This is a genomic window from Paraburkholderia sp. UCT2 (genome assembly GCF_014397665.1).
GTDB classification, from domain to species: Bacteria; Pseudomonadota; Gammaproteobacteria; order Burkholderiales; family Burkholderiaceae; genus Paraburkholderia; species Paraburkholderia tuberum.
The window spans coordinates 1-17697 of record NZ_VZQO01000065.1; the positions used below are offsets into that span (position 1 = coordinate 1).

The 17697-nt window shown below is 66.3% G+C and carries 10 protein-coding genes; 8 read left to right on the forward strand and 2 right to left on the reverse strand.

The window, feature by feature from the left end:
- The first annotated feature begins 38 nt into the window (after positions 1 to 38).
- A complete protein-coding gene (locus F6X39_RS33190; RefSeq protein WP_187619726.1) occupies positions 39 to 1301 on the forward strand; it encodes an MFS transporter in 1263 nt (420 codons plus the stop codon).
- Positions 1302 to 1357: 56 nt separating this feature from the next.
- The gene (locus F6X39_RS33195; protein ID WP_187619727.1) at positions 1358 to 2443 is read left to right on the forward strand and encodes an asparaginase; all 1086 of its coding nucleotides are present in this window, start codon (positions 1358 to 1360) and stop codon (positions 2441 to 2443) included.
- A gap of 37 nt (positions 2444 to 2480) precedes the next feature.
- Here the strand turns inward: F6X39_RS33195 and F6X39_RS33200 are convergent, their stop codons facing one another.
- On the reverse strand, positions 2481 to 3473 hold the full coding sequence (locus F6X39_RS33200; RefSeq protein ID WP_090803881.1) for a chemotaxis protein: 993 nt from the start codon (positions 3471 to 3473) through the stop codon (positions 2481 to 2483).
- Between the two features lie 348 nt (positions 3474 to 3821).
- On the opposite strand from F6X39_RS33200, the gene F6X39_RS33205 reads away from it, so the two are divergent.
- The 3 genes from F6X39_RS33205 to F6X39_RS33215 all read left to right on the forward strand — a co-directional run bounded on the left by F6X39_RS33205 (position 3822) and on the right by F6X39_RS33215 (position 7341).
- Complete coding sequence (locus tag F6X39_RS33205) at positions 3822 to 4397, forward strand: DUF4142 domain-containing protein (RefSeq protein ID WP_187619728.1); 576 nt, start codon at positions 3822 to 3824, stop codon at positions 4395 to 4397.
- A gap of 110 nt (positions 4398 to 4507) precedes the next feature.
- Complete coding sequence (locus F6X39_RS33210; RefSeq protein ID WP_187619729.1) at positions 4508 to 6247, forward strand: tetratricopeptide repeat protein; 1740 nt, start codon at positions 4508 to 4510, stop codon at positions 6245 to 6247.
- A 68-nt stretch (positions 6248 to 6315) separates the two neighbouring features.
- A complete protein-coding gene (locus F6X39_RS33215; RefSeq protein ID WP_184070140.1) occupies positions 6316 to 7341 on the forward strand; it encodes an aldo/keto reductase in 1026 nt (341 codons plus the stop codon).
- A gap of 84 nt (positions 7342 to 7425) precedes the next feature.
- Here the strand turns inward: F6X39_RS33215 and F6X39_RS33220 are convergent, their stop codons facing one another.
- Positions 7426 to 8169: an SDR family oxidoreductase gene (locus F6X39_RS33220; protein ID WP_187619730.1), complete on the reverse strand. Its 744-nt coding sequence runs from the start codon at positions 8167 to 8169 to the stop codon at positions 7426 to 7428.
- A gap of 118 nt (positions 8170 to 8287) precedes the next feature.
- Here F6X39_RS33220 and F6X39_RS33225 point away from each other — a divergent pair, with 118 nt between their 5' ends.
- The 3 genes from F6X39_RS33225 (at position 8288) to uvrA (ending at position 17009) form a co-directional block, all read left to right on the forward strand.
- Entirely contained in the window at positions 8288 to 9178 is an 891-nt protein-coding gene (locus tag F6X39_RS33225; RefSeq protein WP_187619731.1) for a LysR family transcriptional regulator, read from the forward strand.
- Between the two features lie 137 nt (positions 9179 to 9315).
- Positions 9316 to 10830 (forward strand): amino acid racemase, encoded by a 1515-nt coding sequence (locus F6X39_RS33230; protein WP_187619732.1) that lies wholly within the window; start codon positions 9316 to 9318, stop codon positions 10828 to 10830.
- Positions 10831 to 11051: 221 nt separating this feature from the next.
- Positions 11052 to 17009, forward strand: coding sequence for an excinuclease ABC subunit UvrA (gene uvrA / locus F6X39_RS33235; RefSeq protein WP_187619733.1), 5958 nt, complete (start codon positions 11052 to 11054; stop codon positions 17007 to 17009).
- Positions 17010 to 17697: the final 688 nt, after the last annotated feature.

Here is a 17697-nt window from a genome sequence, read left to right on the forward strand (position 1 = left end):
ACCCACGCCCCGATGCGCCCCGTCACGAGCAACAACCGATGCCCCCAGCCTCCATCGATCCCGCCGATTCCCCGCATTTCAGCCTGCCGAAACACCCGCCGTTCCAGCGTTTCTGGTGCACCCGCATCCTGTCGTCGCTGTCGTTCCAGATGCTCGCGGTCGCGATGGGCTGGCATGTCTACGCGCTCACGCATAGCGCGTTCGCACTTGGCCTCGTCGGTCTCGCGCAGTTTCTGCCGATGTTCCTGCTGACGCTCGTCGTCGGCCATGTCGCCGATCGTTACGATCGCCGCCGCATCGCCGCCGTCTGCCAGAGCCTCGAAAGTGTCGCTGCATTGCTGTTCGCGATCGGCACCTTCGGCGGCTGGATCAGCGCGCCGGTCATCTACGTGCTGGCTGCCTGCGTCGGCGCGTCGCGCGCGTTCGAATCGCCGGCCGTGGCGTCGCTGCTGCCGGCCGTGGTGCCGCGCGGCTATCTGCCGAAGGCGACCGCGTGGGCGACGTCCGCCAATCAGACCGCGCAGATCGCCGGGCCCGCGCTCGGTGGTCTGCTGTACGGCATCGGTCCCGGTGCCGCGTATCTCGCGTGCACGCTGACGTTCGCGGCGGCGGCCGCGTCGGTGTGGAGCATTCCGTTGCAGATGAAGCCGGCGAGCCGCGCGCCCGTCACGCTCGAATCGATCTTTTCGGGCATCGCGTTCATTCGTCGCGAGCCGGCGATTCTCGGCGCGCTGTCGCTCGATCTGTTCGCGGTACTGTTCGGGGGCGCGACCGCGTTGCTGCCGATCTTCGCGCGCGACGTGCTGCACGCGGGCCCGCTCGGTCTCGGCCTGTTGCGCTCGGGCACGGCGATCGGCGCGCTCGCGGGCACGATCTGGCTCGCGCATTTTCCATTGCGCAACCGGCCCGGCGCGGCGATGTTCGGCGGCGTGATCGCGTTCGGCATCGCGACGATCGTGTTCGGGCTGTCGCATCAGTTCCTCGTGTCGTTGTTCGCTCTGATGGTGCTCGGCGCTTCGGACACGATCAGCGTGGTGGTGCGGCTGTCGCTCGTGCAATTGCGCACGCCCGATGAAATGCTCGGCCGCGTCAGCGCGGTCAATTCGTTGTTCATCGGGACGTCGAATCAATTGGGCGAGTTCGAATCGGGCCTGACCGCGGGATGGTGGGGCGCGCAGCCGGCGGTGCTGGTCGGCGGTGTCGCGACGATCGCGATCGCGCTGTTGTGGATGCGGTTCTTTCCGGAACTGCGGCACACGCGCACGCTCGAGCGCGAAGATGCGCTCGCGGCGAGCGCCTGATTGCCAGGGCCTGGGCGCCATCGCCCGATCCATGACACGACGAGGAGACGAACCACATGAGCCAGTCCGAACTGCACCCCGCCGCGCCGGTCGCGGCGACGATCTATCGTGGCGAATCCGTCGAGAACACGCATCTCGCGCACGTCGCGGTCGTCGATGCGGACGGTCGTCTGCTGTATTCGTTCGGCGACGCCGCGCGCATGACGCTCGCGCGTTCCGCCGCGAAGCCGGCCCAGGCGCTCGCGGTGCTCGAAACCGGCGCGCTCGAGCGTTGCGGTTTCGACGAAGCCGATCTTGCGCTGATGTGCGCATCGCACAGCAGCGAGCCGCGTCATATCGAACGCACGCGCGGCATGCTCGCGAAAGCGCAGGCGAGCGAGGCCGATCTGCGTTGCGGCGGCCATCCGCCGTTGTCGGATGCGGTGTACGTCGACTGGATCCGGCGCGGCTTTACGCCCACCGGCGTGTGCAGCAACTGTTCGGGCAAGCACGCGGGCATGCTGGCCGGCGCGCGTTCGATCGGCGCGGCGCTCGCCGGCTATGAGCTGCCGGGGCATCCGTTGCAGGTGCGTGTGAAGCAGACGGTCGCGAGCGTCTGCGATCTGCCCGACGAGGGCGTGCAATGGGCGATCGACGGCTGCAATCTGCCGACGCCGGCGTTTGCGCTCGACCGGCTCGCACGTCTGTTCGCGAAGCTCGCGGCGGCGCAGGATCAACAGGAAACCGAAGCCGCCGCGACGACGCCGCGCGCGGCCGCGCTCGCGCGCATCTATCGCGCGATGACGTCGTACCCGGAACTGGTCGGCGGGGAGGGGCGCTTCTGTACGCTGCTGATGCAGGCTTTCGATGGCGCGCTGGTCGGCAAGGTCGGCGCGGACGGCAGCTATGCGATCGGCGTACGCGCATCGCGGCAGACCGCGCGGCTCGGCGCGAAGGGCGCGCTAGGCATCGCGCTGAAGATCGAGGACGGCAATCTCGCCGTGCTCTACGCGGTCACCGCCGAGTTGCTCGCCGTGCTCGATATCGGTACGCCTGAACAACGCGCGGCGCTCGACGGCTTTCATGCGCCGCAGCGGCTCAACACGATGGGCGTCGAGATCGGCCGGATGGACTTCTCGATCGAGCTTGCCGCGCATCGTTGAGCGCGGCGACCCGATTCACTGCTCGACACCCCAGACCTCAAGCCGCCGCCGCCTTCGCCGGCGCGGCACCCAGCGCATCACGGATCGCATCGGCGAGCTCGCTCGCCGCGAACTTCGCGACATAGCCGTTGGCGCCCGCGTTCTTCACATGCGCCTCATTGGCCGCGCCCGTCAGCGACGAGTGAATGATCACCGGAATATCGCGCGTGCGTTCATCGGCCTTGATCTGGCGAGTCAGCATGAAGCCGTCCATCTCCGGCATCTCCAGATCGGTCAATACGAGCGCGATGGTGTCTTTCGCGCGCGCGCCGTTTTTCTGCGCTTCGCGCGCGACCTGCTGCAGCGTCTGCCACGCTTCCTCGCCGGTCTTCGTCATGATGTAGTCGGCGCCGATCGCGGTGAGCGCCTGTTCGATCAGCTTGCGCGCGAAGCCGGAGTCGTCGGCGGCGAGGATCTTCGCGCCGCGGCGGATGCCGAGCGCCTGGCCGACCGAGGCCGGATCGACGCTCGGATGCTGCGACGGGAACACGTCGCGCAACACCTGCTCGACGTCGATCACCTGGGCGAGGCGCGAGTCGCCGGTATTGCCGTCGATGCGCGCGATGCTCGTGACGAGCTTGCCGCCCGCCGAGCCATCGGCCGACAGCACCTGGTTCCATTCGAGTCGCACGATGTCGTCGACTTCCTCGACCGCGAAGGCCTGCGTCGAACGCGCGAATTCGGTGACCAGCAGGATGTTCAGGCCGCGCGTCGGCTCGCAGCCCATCAACCGCGGCAGATCGATCACGGGGATGATCTGCCCGCGAATGTCGACCGCGCCCATCACGTAAGGCGACGATCCGGCGATCGGCGTGACGGTCGGCATCGTCGAGATTTCGCGCACCTTGAACACGTTGATCCCATACAACTCGTGCGCGTCGCTGCCCGGCACGTGGCCGAGGCGGTATAGCAGCAGCTCGAACTTGTTGGAGCTCGTCAGGTTGCTGCGTTCGGTGTGGCGCTCGTGATTGGCACGGTGGTCGTCTGCCATCGGAATCGTTCTCCAGAATTGCGGTGCTGAGCGGTGCTGAGCGTGCCTGTATCTGGTTATCGGCGCCGATGGCGAAAAATTCAGCACTGCGTGGCAGCGTCGAGCGGCGCGCGATTCACACGAATACGGCAAACGTGTGCGCATTCATATGAGGGTTACCTAAGGTTACAGAAGCGACAGCAGCGTTTCACCTACCCGACGGCGTGGCTTCTAGAATCGGCAGCGATAAAAGCGTGGCGCCGCGCTGGGCTCGCAAGCAGTCCGCAGCGTTTTGCATCGCACGCTTCGTTCGCGGCGCACACGTGTCCGTCGTTTTGCTTTCAGATGCTTTCACCTCAAGGAGAACGTATGATCCGCCTGCCTTCCGTCCCTTCCGTCGCTTTGGCCCGCATCGCCGCCGTTGCCTGCTTCGGTGGTCTTCTGACGGCCGCCTCGGTGGCCAGCGCGCAGAGCGCCGCGTCCACGGACACGGGCCGCCTGCATGCCGCCGACCAGACCTTCATCGCGGACGGCACGCAAGCCGTCGCGACGCAGCGCGATGCCGCGCGTATCGCCACCGCGCGTTCGGCCGACCGCGACGTGAAGGCCTTTGCCGAGCGCGTGTCGAGCGACGACGCCAAGATCACCGACGCGTTGCGCGCGGCGAGTCCGCGCGGTGTCGACGTGCCGAAGAACGATCCCGATGCGGCCGTGCTCGCCAGCATCAACCACCTGCGCGGCGCGGACTTCGACAAGGTGTACATCGAGCAGGTCGCGCTCGCGGGTGAACAGAAGGCACTGTCCGCTTTCCAGGCGGAAATCGCAGCGGGCCGCGACGAGCAGTTGAAGGCCGCCGCGAAACAGGCGCTGCCGACGATCCAGCAGCACTATGCGATGGCGCAGGATCTCGCGAAGCGCAAGCATCTGTCCGTGGCCGCGCAATAAGCGGCGTCACGTCGCTACGCGGCAGGCGGCGGTACTTCGAACCCGGGCTTTTCGGCGATAATCGTGCGCTTCTTCCGACGATTCTTCGCGCCTCCGATTCCAGGTACCGCATGAGCAAGCACGCCAGTCTGCCGCAACAGTTGGACCATCTGCTTCGACAAGCCGTCGCGCTCCAGCAGAACGGCGCGCTCGTCGAAGCCGAGGAGATGTATCGCGAGATACTCGAACTGAAGCCGAAGCATGGCGACGCGTTGCGCTGGCTCGGCGAACTCGCGCTGCAAACGGGCCGCTTGCAGGAAGGCATCGATCTGCTGAATAAGGCGCTCGTGGTCAACGCGAGACAGCCGGCCGTGCATTCGAATCTCGCCTATGCGCTGAACGCGTTGCAGCGTCATGACGAAGCGCTCGCGTGTGCCGGGCGGGCGCTCGCGATGCAGCCGAAATTCGCCGATGCGTTGAACAATCGCGGCAACGCATTGGCGGCGCTGAACCGTCCGCTCGATGCGCTCGCGAGCTACGAACGCGCGCTTTCGCTCGTGCCGGAGTTTGCGCCGGCGTGGAACAATCGCGCGTGCGTGCTGCGCGATCTCGGCCGCTATGCCGATGCGCTCGATAGCTGCGACCAGGCGCTCGCGTTGCAGCCGAACTATCCGGATGCGTGGAGCAATCGCGGCAACGTGCTCGGCGATCTGAACCAGCCGCACGAAGCGCAACACTGCTACCAACGCGCGCTGGAACTTGCGCCTGCTTTCGTCGATGCATGGAACAACCTCGGTCTCGCGCAGATCGATCTGAATCAGCGCGAACAGGCGTTGTCGAGCTATCAGCGCGCGCTTGCGTTGAATCCGGCGTCGGTCGAAACGCACTGGAACCAGGCGCTGTGCCTGCTGCAAATGGGCCGCTTCGATACCGGCTGGCGCGAATACGAATGGCGTTGGGAGCGCAGCCGCATCAAGGCCGGCAGGCGCGCGTTCGCGCAGCCGTTGTGGCTCGGCGATGTTCCACTCGACGGCAAAACGATCTTGCTGCATGCGGAGCAGGGCCTGGGCGACACGTTGCAGTTCTGCCGCTATGCGCCGCTCGTTGCGAAGCTCGGCGCGAAGGTCGTGCTCGAAGTGCCGGGCGCGTTGTTGCGATTGCTGTCGACGCTCGATGGTGTCGATCAGTTGATCGAAGCGGGGCAGCCGTTGCCGCCGTTCGATTGTCATTGCCCGCTGCTGAGCTTGCCGCTTGCGTTCGGCACGGACGAAGCGAGCATTCCGGCGGCGACGCCGTATCTTTTTGCGCAGCCGGCGGCCGTCAGCGAATGGCGTGAGCGGATCGAACACGACGGCAACATCAACGCGGATGCCAACGCAATCAGGCCGCTGAAAGTCGGCCTCGTCTGGGCCGGCGAGAACCGCGCGCATATCGCCGAGCTGCGCAAGATCGACGCGCGTCGGTCGCTCACGTTCGAGCAACTCGCGCCGCTCCTCGAGGTGCCGAACGTTCGCTTCTTCAGCGTGCAGAAGGGCGCGGCCGCGCCGCAATTAGCCGAAAGCGCCTACGGTGAACGCGTCGCCGATTACACCGGGCTGCTGCACGATTTCGCCGATACCGCCGCGCTCGTCGCCAGTCTCGATCTGGTGATTTCGGTCGACACGTCCACCGCCCATCTGGCCGGCGCGCTCGACAAACCCGTCTGGATCCTGAACCGCTTCGACACCTGCTGGCGCTGGTTGCTCGAGCGCAGCGACACGCCGTGGTATCCGTCCGCACGTCTGTTCCGTCAACCGGCGCTCGGCGATTGGGGCGGCGTGATCGATGCCGTGCGCGATGCATTGGGGGATCTGAGCGCCCCGCCTTCGTGACGCCTTTGGGCGGACACGCGTAGACTGAACCTCCGTTCATCGATGGCAATGCCACGGAGAGTTCTTCAATGGAATACAGACATCTGGGTGCATCGGGTTTCAAGGTGCCGGTGCTGAGTCTCGGCACCGGTACGTTCGGCGGCAAGGGTGAATTTTTTGAGGCGTGGGGCGCGACCGACGTCGCCGAAGCGCGGCGTCTGATCGACATCTGTTTCGACGCGGGCGTCACGATGTTCGACACCGCCGACATCTATTCGAAGGGCGCGTCCGAGTCGGTGCTCGGCGAGGCGCTGAAGGGCAAGCGCGACAAGGCGATCCTGTCGACCAAGGCGACCTTTCGTTTCGACGACGATCCGAACGGCGTCGGCTCGTCGCGCTTCCATCTGATCCAGGCGGTCGATTCAGCGCTCAAGCGTCTGCAAACCGATTACATCGACCTGTTCCAGCTGCACGGCTTCGACGCGAAAACGCCGATCCCCGAAGTGCTGTCCACGCTCGACGACCTCGTGCGCGCGGGCAAGATCCGCTATATCGGCGTGTCGAATTTCTCCGGCTGGCATCTGATGAAGTCGCTCGATATCGCCGACCGTTACGGCTATCCGCGCTATGTCGCGAATCAGACCTACTACTCGCTGGTCGGGCGCGACTACGAGTGGGAGCTGATGCCGCTCGGCGTCGACCAGGGCGTCGGTGCCGTGGTGTGGAGCCCGCTCGGCTGGGGCCGCTTGACCGGCAAGCTCAAGCGCGGCCAGCCGCTGCCGGAGACGAGCCGCCTGCACAAGACCGCCGACATGGGGCCGCCGGTGCCGGAAGACTATCTGTTCCGCGTGCTCGACGCGCTCGACGAAATTGCCGCCGAAACCGGCAAGACCGTGCCGCAGATCGCGCTGAACTGGCTGCTGCAACGGCCGACCGTCGCGACGCTGCTGATCGGCGCGCGCAACGAGGAGCAACTGCGGCAAAACCTCGGCGCGGTCGGCTGGAATCTGACGCCGGAGCAGGTCGCGAAGCTCGATGCGGCCAGCACGGTGCGCCCCGCGTATCCGTACTGGCATCAGGAAGGCTTCGCGGAACGCAATCCAAAGGCGGTTTGAGCGGCGGCTCGACCACGTTCCAGGCGCCGCAGCCGGCGCAATGCGCTGGTCCAGCGCGGCCGCACGCTGGACCAGCGCATCCCATCAAGCCAAACCGCCATTGGCCCGCAATACCTGGCCATTGACCCAACCCGCATCCGGGCCGACCAGAAACGCGACCACGCCCGCCACGTCTTCCGGCTCGCCGAGGCGTTGCAGCGGCGGCATCTTCGCGAACGTCTCGATCTGCTCGTCGGTCTTGCCTTCGAGGAAAAGCGCGGTCGCGATCGGTCCCGGCGCGACCGCATTCACAGTGATGTTGCGCCCGCGCAGTTCCTTCGCGAACACACGCGTGAACGCTTCGACGGCTGCCTTGGTCGCCGTGTAGATGCCATAGCCGGGCAGGTTCAGCGCGAGCACGCTGGTCGAGAAATTGACGATGCGCCCGCCGTCGTTCAGGCGCGCGGCCGCTTCGCGCAGCGTGTTGAAGGTGCCGCGCACGTTGATGTCGAAGGTTTGGTCGTAGAGTGCGTCGGGCGTGTCGGCGAGCGGCGTGGGCTTCATCACGCCCGCGTTGTTGACGAGCACATCCACCTTGCCGAGTTCGCATTCGGTGATCTCGAACATGCGACGCACGTCGCTGGGCTTCGACACGTCGGCTTGCACCGCGACCGCCTTGCCGCCCGCTTCGCGGATCGCGCCGACGAGCGCGTCGGCTTCGCCCGCGCTCGCTGCGTAGTTGACTGCGACCGCGTAGCCGTCGTTCGCGAGCCGCTGTGCGATCGCCGTGCCGATGCCGCGCGATGCGCCCGTGACGATGGCGACTTTCGGTTGTGGGTTCGTGCTCATGATTGGTTTCCTCATAGAAGGTGGTGGATCGGTGAGGTGAATCATGAACGCTTTGCGCGCAGAGATAATCCGGTTAGACTCGCCATCATCATTCCGTTTGCTTTAATAATCCGCCGCTATGGACCGTTTCGAGGAAATGCGCGTGTTCGTGCGGATCGCCGAGCGCCAGAGCTTCACGCGCGCCGCCGACGATCTGCAAATTCCGCGCGCGACCGTCACCAACCTGATAAAGCGCCTCGAGCAGCGGCTCGGCGCGCGGTTGCTCGAACGTACGACCCGCACGGTGCGGCTCACGCCCGACGGTGAAGCGCACTACCAGCGCTGCGTGCGCCTGATCGCCGATATGGAGGAGGCCGAGGGGGCGTTTTCCAATCTCGCGCCAAAGGGGCTGTTGCGCGTGAACGTGCAGGGCACGCTCGCGCGGCACTTCGTGGTGCCGGCGCTGCCCGCGTTTCTCGCGCGCTTTCCCGACATTGAGCTGATGATCGGCGAGGATGACCGGCTCGTCGACCTCGTGCGCGAGGGCATCGACTGCGTGCTGCGCGCGGGCGTGCTGCAGGATTCGTCGATGGTCGGGCGGCGCGTCGCGCAACTGCAGCAGGTGACGGTCGCGAGTCCCGCGTATCTGGCCGCGTATGGCGAGCCGGCCGATCCTGACGCGCTGTCGACGCATCGCGCGGTCAACTACGTGTCGAGCGCGACCGGCAAGCCGGTGCCGCTCGAATTCCGCGTCGACGGGCGGGATGCCGCGCTCGTGCTGCCGTCGGCGGTGTCGGTCAGCGGCGCCGAACTGTACACGGGCGCGGCCCTCGCCGGGCTCGGCATCGTGCAGGTACCGCGTTACCGCGTGGATGGCGAGTTGGCGGCGGGGCGGCTGCGGGTCATTCTGGCGGACTATCCGCCGCCACCGATGCCGGTGTCGGTGCTGTATCCGCAGAACCGGCAGTTGTCGTCGCGCGTGCGGGTGTTCGCGCAGTGGCTGCGGGAGATTTTCGAGCCGGTGAGCTGAGGGAGCGAAAAACGCAAAGGAATGCGTTTTCGTGGTTAACGCCTGGACATGTGCGCCTCGCATAATGTCATTCTCAAGCGCGCAGAAAGCCGCCCGTGATCGAGGGTGGACGCACAGAACGACCGGGGGATCTGATCATGAATCGTTTTCGTTCGCTGGGTGTGGCGACGGGCGCGGCGCAGTTCGCCAGTGCCGACATCCTCAGCCGGATGAGCACGGCGTCGCGCCGGCCAGGCGCCGCGCGCCCCTTCGATCTGATTTTCGAACCGCGCGCGTGGCAGGGGCCCGCCGCGCCCGAGGCGACGGACCCGCAGTTCAAGATCCACGTGTTCGACACGATGCGCGCGTTCGAAAAACGCGGCGTCGACGCGATCGTGCTGCCATGCTTTCTGAGCCACACCTTCATCGACGAACTCGCGGCCAACGTCAGCGTGCCGGTCGCCAACATCATGACCGCGCTGTCCGCGCACGTGCGGCGCACCTATCCGTCGCCGCGCCGAATCGGCGTGCTGACGTCGGCGGCGATTCGCGCGAACGGCCTGTTCGAGCGCTACTTCGAAGCCGGGCGGTTCGACGTGTGCTATCCGCGCAACGACACCGGTTTCGACGGCGTGACGAGCGCCGTCTTTGGTGTCGGGGGCATCCGCGATGGGCGCCTGCACGGGCGGCCCGTCGAGCTGTTGCGCGCGGCGTGCGCGGATCTGGTCGCGCAGGGCGTCGACCTGATCGTGCCGGGGCTCGCGGAGATCGGCTTCGTGCTGCGCGCGCTCGGGCGCATCGAGGTGCCGCTCGTCGATACGAACCAGGTGTATGCGCGCTATGTCGCGGCGGCGCAGTACACGCAGCCGGAGCGGGCGTTCCGCCTCGGCGTGGTCGGCGGCATCGGGCCGGCCGCGACCGTCGATTTCATGGCCAAGGTCGTGCGCAACACGCCGGCCGCGCGCGACCAGGACCATATCCGGATCATGGTCGAGCAGAATCCGCGGATCCCCGACCGCACCGCGGCGCTGCTCGAGCGCGGCGACGATCCCACCCTCGCGCTGTACGCGGCCTGCAAGACGCTCGAGGACGGCGGCGCGGATCTGATCGCGATTCCGTGCAATACCGCGCATGCGTTCGTCGAGCGGCTCCAGCCTGCGCTGCGCGTGCCGATCGTCAATATGCTGACCTGTACCGCCGATTATCTGCGCGAGACCTTTCCGGGTCTGCGCGAAGTGGGCGTGCTTGCCACCTCGGGTACGCTCGCGAGCCGCGTCTACGAACAGGCGCTCGACGCGCGCGGCCTGGTGCAGATCGCGCCGTCCGCCACTGCGCAAGCGCGTCTGATGAACGCGATCTACGGCCCGCGCGGCGTGAAGGCGGGGCATACGGCGGGCGACTGTTGCGAGGACCTCGCGGCGGCCGTCGACGATCTGCTCGCGCAGGGCGTGCAGGTGATCGTGCTCGCGTGCACGGAGTTGCCGTTGCTGTTACGCGAACCGGTGCTCGCATGTCCGGGCGGGCGCGTGGTGCGGCTCGTCGATCCGACCGAGGTGCTGGCAAGGCGTTGCGTCGCCTATGCGCTTGGCGACGGTGTCGCGCGCGTAGCCCCGGCGGGTTGCGCGACGCCGGATGCGGCCGGGCGCTCGCGGGTTGAAAGCGCGCTCGGCTAGTCAGGCAGCGTGACCGCAGCGCAGCCGTATGCTCATCGCCGCCGATCCAGAGATCAAAGCGCGCCCGAGCCCGCCATGGAAAACTGTATAAACATACAGTATAGTATCCCCCTACAGCCAGGCTTCCGGGCGCTCCTCGCGCCGACCCGGCTGCACCGAACTTGCGCGGTCGCGAGAGCCGGCCGTGAGAGGTGACCCACTCCTTCAGACGGTCGGAAAAATTGTCCTCCAACGACGCAACCCTTGACACCCTCGCTGACACTCCCCAAGGCGGCAACCCGAGCGGCAACAAGATCCAGGGCACGATCCGCATTCGCGGCGCCCGCCAGCACAACCTGAAAAATATCGACCTCGACGTGCGCACCGGCGAAATGACGGTCGTCACGGGGCCGTCCGGCTCGGGCAAGTCGAGCCTCGTGTTCGACACGCTGTATGCGGAAGGCCAGCGCCGCTACGTCGAAACCTTCAGCGCGTACGCGCGCCAGTTCCTCGACCGGATGGATCGGCCGCAGGTCGACCGCGTCGACGGCGTGCCGCCCGCCATCGCGATCGACCAGACCAACCCGGTGCGCAGCTCGCGCTCCACGGTCGGCACGATGACCGAGCTCAACGATCACCTGAAGCTGCTGTACGCGCGCGCGGCCGAGCTGTTCGACCGCCAGAGCGCGTATCTGGTGCGGCACGACACGCCGGAGACGATCTACGCGGAACTGCTCGAGCGCACCGCGCAGGAGGAGCCGCGGCTCGTCGTCACGTTCCCGGTCGAGCTGCCGGAGTCGGCGTCCGCGCAGGAGGTCGAGCAGTGGTTGTCGGCGAGCGGCTATACGCGCGTGCAGGCGCAACGCGAAGTCGATTCGCCGACCGGCAAGCGCAAGCTGCTCGACGTCGTCGCCGACCGCTTCCGGCTGCGCTCGGTGGATAAAGCACGCGCGATCGAGGCGATCGAGGCATCGCTGAAGCGCGGCGGCGGGCGCGTCAATATTTACGTGCTGCCGGCTACCTCGGACGAGCCGCAGGCCGAAGCCGCCGAGCCGCGCATCTGGCGTTTCTCCACCGGCTTGCACAGCCCTGAAAGCGATCTGCGCTATGCCGACCCGCAGCCCGCGCTGTTCTCGTTCAACTCGGCCTATGGCGCTTGCGATGCCTGCCGCGGTTTTGGCCGCGTGATCGGCGTCGACCTCGGGCTCGTGATCCCCGACGCGCGCAAGACGCTGCGCGAAGGTGCGGTCAAGCCGATGCAGACGCCCGCGTGGAAGGAGTGCCAGGACGACCTGATGCGCTACGCGGCGAAAGCCGACATCCGCCGCGACACGCCGTGGGGCGAGCTCAGCGAGCGCGAACGCAGCTGGGTCATCAACGGCTCGCCGGACTGGAACGGCAAGTGGCAGACGCATTGGTACGGCGTCAAACGCTTCTTCGATTATCTCGAATCGAAGGCGTACAAGATGCATATCCGCGTGCTGCTGTCGAAATACCGCAGCTACACGCCGTGCGAAACCTGCGGCGGCGCGCGTCTGAAAACCGAATCGCTGCTGTGGCGCCTCGGCAGCAAGGCCAATGCGAACGACGTGCTCGCGCCCGCGCAGCGCTTCATGCCGCGCGGCGTGAAGTGGTCGCGCGCGCAGCTCGAAGCGTTGCCGGGCCTGACCGTGCACGATCTCATGCTGATGCCGATCGAGCGCATCCGCCGCTTCTTCGACGACATCGCGCTGCCGAGCGCGTTGCTCGACGACGCGCTGAAGCTGCTGCTCGCCGAAGTGCGCACGCGCCTCAAGTATCTATGCGACGTCGGTCTCGGCTATCTGACGCTCGACAGGCAAAGCCGCACGCTGTCGGGCGGCGAGGTGCAGCGTATCAACCTGACCACCGCGCTCGGCACGTCGCTGACCAAGACGCTGTTCGTGCTCGACGAGCCGAGCATCGGCCTGCACCCGCGCGACCTGAACCGCATCGTCGAGGCGATGCACCGCCTGCGCGACGCGGGCAATACGCTGGTCGTGGTCGAGCATGATCCGTCGGTGATGCTCGCGGCGGACCGGCTCATCGACATGGGTCCGGGACCGGGCGAGCGCGGCGGCTCGATCATTTTCGACGGCGCGCCCGAGGCGATTCGCTCGACCGGCACGCTGACCGGCGAGTACCTCGGCGGCCGGCGCCATGTCGCGGATGCCGCGCACTGGTCGCGTCGCGCGGTCGACGCGAGCACGCCGCGCATCGTGCTCGAAGGCGCGAGCGAGCACAATCTGCGCGACGTCACGGTCGAAATTCCATTGCAGCGGCTCGTCTGCGTGACCGGCGTGTCGGGTTCCGGCAAATCGACGCTGCTGCAGGACGTGCTGTATCCGGCGATGGCGCGCCACTTCGGGCTCGCCACCGAAGCGCCGGGCGCGTTCAAGGCGCTGAACGGCGCGGACCAGGTCACCGACGTCGTGTTCGTCGACCAGTCACCGATCGGCAAGACCGCACGCTCGAATCCGGCCAGCTACGTCGGCGCGTTCGACGAAATCCGCAAGCTGTTCGCGAAGGCACCGCTCGCGCAACAGCGCGGCTACGGCCCCGGCATGTTCAGCTTCAATTCGGGCGACGGCCGCTGCCCGACCTGTGGCGGCTCGGGCTTCGAGCACATCGAAATGCAGTTCCTCTCCGACGTGTACCTGCGCTGCCCCGATTGCGACGGGCGCCGTTATCGCGCGGAAATTCTGGAGGTGAAGATCGAGCGCGACCAGCCGGCACGCGGGTTGAGCATTGCCGACGTGCTCGAACTGACCGTTAGCGAGGCTGCCGCGTACTTCGCGCAGGACGCCGAAGTATTGCGCGTGCTGCAGCCGATCGTCGACGTCGGGCTCGAATACGTGAAGCTCGGCCAGCCCGTGCCGACGCTGTCGGGCGGCGAGGCGCAGCGGCTCAAACTCGCGGGCTTTCTCGCGGAATCGGCACAGGCGCGCGGCGCACGCGGCGCGAAGCAGGTGATCGGGAAGCGTCTGTTCATGTTCGACGAACCGACCACGGGTCTGCATTTCGACGACATCGCGAAGCTGATGCAGGCGTTCGGCAAGCTGCTCGCGAGCGGTCATTCGCTGATCGTGATCGAGCACAATCTCGACGTGATCCGCGCGGCCGACTGGATCATCGACCTCGGTCCCGAAGGCGGCGACGGCGGTGGCCGCGTGTTGTGCGCGGGCACGCCGGACGAAGTGAAAGCGTGCGCCGAATCGCATACTGGCGAGGCGTTGCTGCAATACGACCGCGCGATGGACACCGCAACCGCGGCGGAGCCCCAGGGCATCCCGCTGCAGAAGGCCCTGAGCGCGGCCCGCGCACGTCGCGAGATCGAAGGCGAGGACGTCGTGCGCATCGTCAACGCGCGCGAGCACAACCTGAAGGCGCTCGACGTCGACATCCCGCACGGCAAGTTCAACGTAATCACCGGCGTGTCGGGCTCGGGCAAATCGACGCTCGCGTTCGACATCCTGTTCCACGAAGGGCAGCGGCGCTACCTCGAATCGCTGAACGCGTATGCCCGCTCGATCGTGCAGCCGGCCGGACGGCCCGAAGTCGACGCGGTGTATGGCATTCCACCGACCGTTGCGATCGAGCAGCGGCTCTCGCGCGGCGGTCGCAAGAGTACCGTCGCCACGACCTCGGAGGTGTGGCACTTCCTGCGTCTGCTGTACGTGAAGCTCGGCTTGCAGCACTGCATTCACGACGGCACGCCGGTCACGTCGCAAAGCGCCGAATCGATCGCGGCGCAGTTGCTGCGCGATCACAAGGGCCAGCACGTCGGCTTCCTCGCGCCGCTCGTCGTGAACCGCAAGGGCGTCTATACGGACCTCGCGAAATGGGCAAAAGCGCGCGGCAATACGCATCTGCGTGTGGACGGCGAATTCGTGCCGGTCGATCCGTGGCCGAAGCTCGACCGCTTCCGCGAGCACACGATCGAACTGCCGGTCGCTGACCTCGTCATCTCGGCCGATCATGAAGCGCAGCTACGTGAAGCGCTCGATCAGACGCTCGACATCGGTAAAGGCATCATGCATCTGCTCGCGCCGCTCGACGGTCTGCACGACGCGCTCAACGGCGGCGAGTCCACCTCGAAGCTCGGCGACGTGAAGGTGCTGTCGACGAAGCGCGCGTGTCCGGTGTGCGGCACGAGCTACCCCGAGCTCGACCCGCGCATGTTCTCGTACAACAGCAAGCATGGCTGGTGCACGAGCTGCGTCGGCACGGGGCTGTCGCTGACGCGCGAGCAGCGGGCCGCGTACGACGACACGATCGTCGTCGACGACAATCGCGGTCGCGAGCAGAGCCTGCCCTCGGAGGAGCAGGAACCGGAAGGACTCGTCGACGAGCCGTGTCCGGATTGCGCGGGCACGCGTCTGAATCCGGTCGCGCGCGCGGTCACGTTCGACTCGAAGGCGATCGTCGACGTCGCGCAATGGACCGTGTCCGACACGCGCGCGTGGATCGATACGCTGCGGATGACGGGCCGCGACGCCGAAATCGCGCGCGACGTGGTCAGCGAAATCGGTAGCCGGCTGCAGTTCCTCGAAGAAGTCGGGCTTGGCTATCTGAGCCTCGATCGCGCGGCGCCGAGTTTGTCGGGCGGCGAAGCGCAGCGCATCCGGCTCGCCGCGCAGCTCGGCAGCAATCTGCAGGGCGTGTGTTACGTGCTCGACGAGCCGACCATCGGTCTGCATCCGCGCGACAACCAGATTTTGCTGAACGCGCTGCGCAAGCTCGGCGACAAGGGCAATACGCTCGTCGTCGTCGAGCATGACGAAGATACGATCCGGCGCGCGGATCACATCATCGATATCGGGCCGGGCGCGGGCAAGCGCGGCGGCACGCTGATCGCGCAGGGCAGCGTCGCGGACCTGTCCGCGCAGCCCGATTCGCTGACCGGGCGTTTCCTCGCGCAGCCGATCGTGCATCCGCTGCAGCCGCGCCGCGAGGTCGTCGCGCCGGGCAAGCGTGCGGCCGCGGTGCCGGAGAACTGGCTGACCGTGCATGGCGGCAAGCTGCATAACCTGCGCGACGTGACGGTCGGCATTCCGCTCGCGCGGCTTGTCGCGGTGACGGGCGTCAGCGGCTCCGGCAAATCGACGCTCGCGCGCGACGTGCTGATGACCAATCTGCTCGATGCGGTCGGGCGCTCGGTGCTGTCGTCGCCGGCCACGCGCCGCGCGCGTGCGGCCGCCCAGGAGAAGCCGGCCGCGAACCGGCGTTCGAGCGTGCTCGCGCGCTCGGCGCCGCGCGCGCCGCTGAACGTCACGCACATATGGCAGGGCTGCGATTCGGTCACCGGCTGGGAGAGCATCGACCGCGTGCTGGAAGTCGATCAGACGCCGATCGGCAAGACGCCGCGTTCGTGTCCCGCCACCTACATCGGCGTGTGGGATGCGATCCGCAAGCTGTTCGCGGGCACGCTGGAGGCGCGCGCGCGCGGCTATACCGCGTCGCGTTTCTCGTTCAACACGGGCGAGGGCCGCTGCCCCGCATGCGAGGGCCAGGGCGTGCGCACGATCGGCATGAGCTTCCTGCCCGACGTGAAGGTGCCGTGCGACGTCTGCCACGGCCAGCGCTTCAATCCGGAGACACTCGCGGTCACGTGGCGCGGCAAGAACATCGGCGACGTGCTGACCATGGAAATCGACGAAGCGGTCGAGTTCTTCGCGTCGATTACGAACATCGGGCATCCGCTGCAACTGATGAAAGACGTCGGGCTCGGCTATCTGACGCTCGGCCAGCCGTCGCCGACGCTGTCGGGCGGCGAGGCGCAGCGCATCAAGCTCGTCACCGAGCTGAGCAAGGTGCGCGACGACATCACGCGGCGTGGCCAGAAGCCGCCGCACACGCTGTACGTGCTGGACGAGCCAACGGTCGGCCTGCACATGGCGGACGTCGCAAAGCTGATTCGCGTGCTGCATCGGCTCGTGGATGGCGGGCATAGCGTCGTCGTCATCGAACACGATCTCGACGTGATCGCCGAGGCGGACTGGATCATCGACCTCGGTCCGGAGGGCGGCGTGGGCGGCGGTACGATCGTTGCGGCAACGGATCCGGAAAGCCTGTCGCGCGTGGCCGCTAGTCACACGGGCGCGGCTCTGCGGCCGGTGCTCGCGCGCACGGCCGCTGCGGCGACGCTGGCCGGCGAAGGGACGATGGCTGAGGCACGGTGACAAGCGGTGGCGCGGCCGTTGCGCGCCGCGATGCCGTTCCCCGGCCGACTGTTTGCTCGCATTCCCAGACGCGCGCATCAGCTATGCTGTTGCAACTTCGCAGGTTGCAACGGCCGGCGCCTCGTCGCGTGTCCGCCACACATGATTGCTGCGCTGCATCCAATCATCCGAGGTTCGATCAATGCGGCGCATGCGCGCGTTTAAATCATACGAAAGAGGCCGGCGATGTTTCAAAATAGAAACATTTTTAGAACCCCCGATAAATCAGCATTTGGATATTAATTTGTGGTGTGGAGCGAATGCCACGGAAATGCCTAATGCCGCGGGCAATAAATTTACGCTTTGCGAATAAACTACCGAATTGCCCGGACATAATAGGGCGATAAGCAGTTCACAATTGAAACATTTTTGAACCGCGCAAGAAACGTACTCGGTAACGCGCAATGGCCGGGCTTCGCATTATCGGCAACTTTGTCCGAATGCGCGAGAGTGCCGTCCATCAAGGCTTTGCGGTAAGATCGCGTCAAGCTCTTCGCGCGGCTTGCATAGTTGCCCGGCGTGTCGCGCGCTCATATCAATCGCTCAATAACCGCTTTTCCTCAGACATGGGCTGTCCTGATGAAACTCGTTTTTCAAATTTACTATAGCGATCCATTCCGCTAACATCACGCTTAATCCTTTATGCGGC